Raw genomic sequence first — 5,468 nt, 5'->3', positions numbered from 1 at the left:
GGTCCAGTCACCGCCGATGACCCGCAGGCCCGTGAAGTCGCAGCGCTCGAATCCGCTTGCGGCGACCGTGCAGCCGTCGAAGGTCGCGTCGAAGAAGTTACAGCCCCGGAAGCGGCATTCGATGAACCGCACCTGGGACAGGTTCGCGCAGTTGAAGCGTACGTTCTGGAAGGTGCACCGGGTGAAGGCGGCGTCGCCGACCTCGGCCTCGCAGAGGTCGTCGGAGGCGAACGCCGCGTCGGTGAACTCGGCCCCGGAGGCTTCGGCCAGCGATCCCGCTCTCCGCGTCATCGCGTCTTCCTGGTGTGCTGATCGGTCACGAGAGCGACACTAGCGCCAGCCGGTCAGCCGAGCAGCGGTGGCAGGGTGCGCCGCAGCCCGGCGGTCTGCTTCTCCCAAGCCTGAGCCAGGTCCATCAGGGCGTAGTCGTCGTGGTTGCGGCCGATGACCTGCAAGCCGATGGGGAGTCCGGTCGTGCTGAAGCCACCGGGCAGGGTCAGGACGGGTGCGTTGATCAACGTGCCGATCGTGGTCACCTCCATCCAGCGGTGGTACGTGGACATCGTGGTGTCGCCGATCTTGTCCGGCCAGCGCAGGGCCGCGTCGAAGGGCATGACCTGGGCGGTGGGCAGCACGGCGTAGTCGTAGGTCTCGAAGAGTTCGAGAAACCCGCGGTACAGGTCGCTGCGCAGCTCCGATGCCTCCATCACGTCGGTGGCGGTGAGCTTTGCCAGGCCGTCGTATTCGAAGACCGCCTCGGGTTTGAGCAGTGGGTGCAGCGCCGGGTCGTGGTAGGCGACCTTGATCGCGGAACCGCCGAGCCAGTGCCGCAGGGTCAGCCAGGTGGGCCAGAGATCGTCCTTGCCGGTGAAGGAGCCGAAGGAGGGCAGGTCGTCGAGCGTGGTCACGGTCATGCCCAGCGCGGTGAAGGTGTCCAGCGCCGCTCTCGTGACGCGAAGAACCTCGGCTTCCATCGGCAGATAGCCGCCGAGGTCACCGAACCAGGCGATCCTTCCGCCGCGCAGCGGCTTCCGGCCTGGATCATCATCGTGGAGGGAGAGCGGGGCGCGGTCGTCGTAGCCGGACATGGTGCGGAGCAGCAGGGCGAGATCGGTGGCATCGCGGGCGATCGGCCCCACGACGCCGGCCTGGGACACGAATTGTTCGCCGTCGGGCGAGGGCACCCGGCCGAAGGAGGGGCGTAGCCCGTAGACATTGTTCCAGCCCGGTGGATTGCGCAGCGAACCCATGAAGTCGCTGCCGTCGGCGACCGGCACCATCCGCAGGGCCACCGCGACGGCGGCGCCGCCGCTGCTGCCGCCGGCCGACTTGGTTTGGTCGTAGGCGTTGAGCGTGGTGCCGAAGACGTTGTTGTAGGTATGCGAGCCGAGGCCGAGTTCGGGCGTGTTCGTCTTGCCGATGAAGATGGCGCCGGCTGCCCGGATCCGCTCGACGAACAGCGCATCCATCGTCGCCGGGCCGGCGGTCGGCGGGAGCAATCCGAAGGAGGTCGGGAGGCCGGCGACGTCGGCGAGGTCCTTGACCGCGTGCGGGAAGCCGTGCATCCAGCCCTGGTAAGTGCCCGTGCGGAGCAGCCGATCCTTCTCGCCGGCCTCGACCAGCAGCTCGGCACGGGGACGCATGCTGACGATGGCGTTGACCCGGGCGTTGACCTCGCCGATGTGATCGAGATAGGCGGTCATCACTTCGACGCAGGTGACCGCCCTGGTGCGGATCGCGGTGGACAGTTCGGCGGCGCTCCAGAACACGATCCGGCGTGCCATGTCGTTGATGTCGCCTCCAGTCGTCGCCGACCCGATGGGTGAGCTGGCGGATGCAGCGTATCGCCTGCTCACGGGCCTCCGCTGTCCCGCGGTTCGCGGGTGCGCCGAGGCCTCGATGAACGAATCGATGCCGTTGCGATGAAGCCGGCCCGCGATGCTGTCCCCGACGGTGCCGGCCCAGCGGACGCCGGGCCGCCGGTCAGATGGAGGCAGCATGAGAACTCTCGTTCGGCTACTTCTGGGCACTACCGTCGTCGCGGCCGGAATGGTGGGCGGCGCCACCGCCGTCCAAGCCGCGCCGACGGGCTGCACCTTGGAAACGGGGGTCCCGGCGGATGGAGCCCGCGTGCGGTGCACGTCCGGCACGGGGGAGGCACGGGTAGGCATCACGTGTCTCGTCCGCAAGCCGGGTGACCCCTTCGAGGTGATCCACTATGGCCCGTGGGTCGGCGTCGGTGCCTACTCCTCGCAGGCCTGCGGGGGAGGCCCGACCCTGGTCGATGCCTGGTACGAAACCCGCTGACCAGAACCGACGCGCACCGCACCCCGGAGGATCGCCGATCCTCCGGGGCCGCCGGCGATGGAACGCCCTATGGCCGTCCTGTCCCGCCTACCGAGATGTCGGCGGACGGCGCGGAAGCCCGCTGCCACGCGGGGTGGCCGTGTCGCCTCGTGCGATCTTGGTGAGGGCGAGGAAGGCGACCGTGACGACGGTGAAGATGTTGATCGTCATCATGGTCTCGTTGATCGCGCTGATGCTCCATGGTGCGCCGGCCATGTCGACCACGGTGCCCGGTTCGGCGGCGAAGAAGTACGGGATCGAGGTCAGGCCCAGTGCGCCGTAGATGAGCACCGGCTGGGTGAGTGACCCCGGCGCGACGACACTGCCTGGCTGAGGGCCGCGGGTCTGTGCCTCTGCCAGGATGAGTGCGAAGATCTGGAAGAAGATGTAGGTGACCAGCCACCAACCGAGGTAGTTGGTGTACGGGACGCCGAACACGCCGCCACCGTCGTGCCAGATCCACGTCTCGATCACGGTGGATGCCTGCGAGTCGCTCGCCACGTCGAACATGGTCATCACGGCGGCGGCCAGGGCAGGCAGGGCGACGATGTTGACCTTGCCGAGGCGTGCGCGCGGGTTGAGGCGTTCGTCGGCGCGGTCGAGGACGGTGGAGGCGGTCAGCCAGCTGATGTAGCCCAGGCCGAAGTAGATCGGGCCGATGAAGATCGGCACGTGGAACAGTTTCGGGTCGCCGGTGTAGTGGTAGTCGCCGAACGGGAAACCGGTGACGATGCTGAGGTTCTCGAAGGCGTTGCTCACCACGAAGGTCACGGCGAAGAAGGCCAGGAACCGTCGCCAGCCGTAGCGGCGGACGCCGTGGACGGCCGCGAAGGGGATCGTGAGCAGCAGCGCGATGAAGATGGCGTTCGTGCCGGTCAGCGGCAGCAGGATCGCCGTTGTCGCGGCGAGCCCGACGAAGATCCACTGGATCTTGTCCAGTACCCGCCGGGTAGGGCGCGGGGCCGCTGGGGTCGGCGCCGGCACGGTGGTCGTCATGGCGTACACCTCGATGTCGTGATGGTGGTCCCGGGGGTGTGGTGACCGCGGTCGTGGAGGCGGATCCCGATGGCAGCGGCTGACCGATCACGCCTGGCGCAGCACCGCCTCGATCTCGAGCGTGACCTGCACCTTGTCACCGACGATCACGCCACCGCCGGCGAGCGGCAGCTTGATGTCGACGCCGAACTCGGTGCGGTCGATGGTCGCCGAGGCGGAGAAGCCGGCGCGGGTGCCGCCCGTGGTGTCCGGCCCGAAACCGTTCACTTCGAGCGCCAGCGTGACGGGGCGGGTGACGTCCTTGATGGTCAGCACCCCGTCGACCGCGAAGCCGTCACCGTTCGCCCGGACGCCGGTGGAGCGGAAGGTCCAGAGCCGGTATTTCTCGACATCGAGGAAGCGGGCTGAACGCAGATCGCCGTCGCGCTGGGCGTTGCCCGTGTCGATCGAGGCCGAGTCGATCGACGCGGTGACCGACGATTCGGTCACGTCATCGCCGGTCACGATCTCACCGGAGAAGGTCGCGAACCGACCGCGCACCTTGCTCACCATCATGTGCCGGACGGTGAAGGCAACATCGGAATGGACTGGATCGATGTCCCAGGTGCCCGCGAGGTAACCGGGAATCGAGGTCTTGCTTGCCGTGGTCATCGGATCTCCCAGGGTTGGTTGGTCGCCGGCAGTTCGACAACCAGGACAGGACAGCCCGTTGATCTGTGACGCGGTGCCGGACCACGGCCGTGGCTGTGACCGACCGGTGTCACGAGCGATCGCGGTGTCGTGTCCTAGCTGCCGAACCCGGTCCGAGGGCCGGGAAGCAGTCGGCGGGTGCGGACTGGGATCGCTTGAGGGGCGGACAAACCATGACGCTGACAACGGCAGTGCGCGAGTGGCAATTGGAGGTCACGGCGACGGCGCGCCCAGAGGGCATCCGGCTCCGTGGCGAGGCGGACATATTCACCCTGCCGACCCTGGAAATCGCTCTGGAGATGCTCGTGGGCCGAGCCAATGACGCTACCGTTGACCTGCGCGAACTGACCTTCATCGACGTTATCGGACTGCGCGCGCTGGCACGCGCGGCGATCCATCTGCGTTCCCGTGGCCGGTGCCTACGGTTGAGCGGCGCCAGCAGGCAGATCCGGCGCGTTCTGGGACTGCTCGGCTGGGCGGAATTGTTCGAGTTTCCCTGTTGACCGCTCCGACCTCCGGCAAAGCCAGGCGAGGACGCGAAGGTCCGGTGACTTCTCGTCCTCCGGTTACTAGTTCCAATACGACAACGGCCGGTAGCGCCAGCCTGTCGCCGTGCGGGCGGTCCGGTCACCGTCCGCACGGTGACCAGGCCGCCCGCTTCCGGCGAATGACCGGGATCGACATGCGTCAGTAACAAGCCGTTTACAAGTATGCGAATTTGTTGCATCATGTTCGAACCGGGGGCCGGACCTAGTGGATGGACTTTCATGACACGGATCATGTCGTCTGATGGCTACGGAGCAGGACCGCTGCGGAACGCTCGATCGTCGCGCCGGTTGCTGACCGCCCTCGTAGTGACCGCGCTCGTGGCGCTGGCGGGCCTCGTGGTCTCCGCGTCGCCCGCCAATGCCGCCACCCGCCAGCTCCGGGGGATGAACTGGGCCGTGCTGGGTGACAACTTCAGCACCGGCACGCTCGTCGTGCAGGGCCTGAGCCAATCCGACAGCAACGCGACAGTGCGGGCCAAGGCCAACGCCATCTACGACGACATGGCCTCCACCATGGGGGTCAACACCGTCCGGCTGCCTATCAACACCCACACCGTGGCCAACACGACCTGGTGGAACGCCTACCGCGGCGCCATCGACGCCGCCACCGACCGGGGATTCAAGGTCATCCTCGCCTACTGGGAGGACGGCGCCGCCTCCGGCGGCAGGATCACGAACATCGCCGCGTGGAACACGATGTGGTCGAGCGTGACCAACACCTACGGCTCGAACGGCAACGTCTACTTCGAGCCGATGAACGAGCCGCACGGCTACGCATCGGCGGACTGGCGCAACGTCGCGGCGAACTGGCTCAGTTATCACACCTCGGCGGTGCCCGGCCGGGTGCTCATCGGCGGCACCGGCTACAGCCAGGACCTGCGGGACGTC

General features: G+C 67.5%; 7 protein-coding genes. 3 read left to right on the top strand and 4 right to left on the bottom strand.

Annotated elements, in window-relative coordinates:
- Both DMB66_RS48765 and DMB66_RS48760 read right to left on the bottom strand, forming a co-directional pair.
- Positions 1-291, bottom strand: a 291-nt coding sequence (locus tag DMB66_RS48765) for a pentapeptide repeat-containing protein (protein ID WP_148112841.1), incomplete at its 3' end; no start/stop codon positions are given.
- Between the two features lie 53 nt (positions 292-344).
- Positions 345-1,784 (bottom strand): amidase, encoded by a 1,440-nt coding sequence (locus DMB66_RS48760; RefSeq protein ID WP_125810934.1) that lies wholly within the window; start codon positions 1,782-1,784, stop codon positions 345-347.
- Positions 1,785-1,998: 214 nt separating this feature from the next.
- Between DMB66_RS48760 and DMB66_RS48755 the strand changes: the two genes are divergently transcribed.
- Entirely contained in the window at positions 1,999-2,307 is a 309-nt protein-coding gene (locus DMB66_RS48755; RefSeq protein WP_125810933.1) for a hypothetical protein, read from the top strand.
- An 87-nt stretch (positions 2,308-2,394) separates the two neighbouring features.
- Here DMB66_RS48755 and DMB66_RS48750 read toward each other — a convergent pair whose 3' ends face one another.
- Both DMB66_RS48750 and DMB66_RS48745 read right to left on the bottom strand, forming a co-directional pair.
- Positions 2,395-3,342, bottom strand: a complete 948-nt coding sequence (locus DMB66_RS48750; RefSeq protein ID WP_125810932.1) for a carotenoid biosynthesis protein — start codon at positions 3,340-3,342, stop codon at positions 2,395-2,397.
- 87 nt (positions 3,343-3,429) lie between these two features.
- Positions 3,430-3,993, bottom strand: a complete 564-nt coding sequence (locus DMB66_RS48745) for a YceI family protein (protein WP_125810931.1) — start codon at positions 3,991-3,993, stop codon at positions 3,430-3,432.
- Between the two features lie 212 nt (positions 3,994-4,205).
- Here DMB66_RS48745 and DMB66_RS48740 point away from each other — a divergent pair, with 212 nt between their 5' ends.
- Positions 4,206-4,535, top strand: a complete 330-nt coding sequence (locus DMB66_RS48740) for an STAS domain-containing protein (protein WP_125810930.1) — start codon at positions 4,206-4,208, stop codon at positions 4,533-4,535.
- Between the two features lie 333 nt (positions 4,536-4,868).
- Positions 4,869-5,468, top strand: a 600-nt coding sequence (locus tag DMB66_RS48735) for a cellulase family glycosylhydrolase (protein WP_233625380.1), incomplete at its 3' end; no start/stop codon positions are given.

The organism is Actinoplanes sp. ATCC 53533 (genome assembly GCF_003947245.1).
The sequence above is the reverse complement of the archived record's forward strand: the minus strand, read 5'-3'. Positions and strand labels throughout refer to the sequence as shown.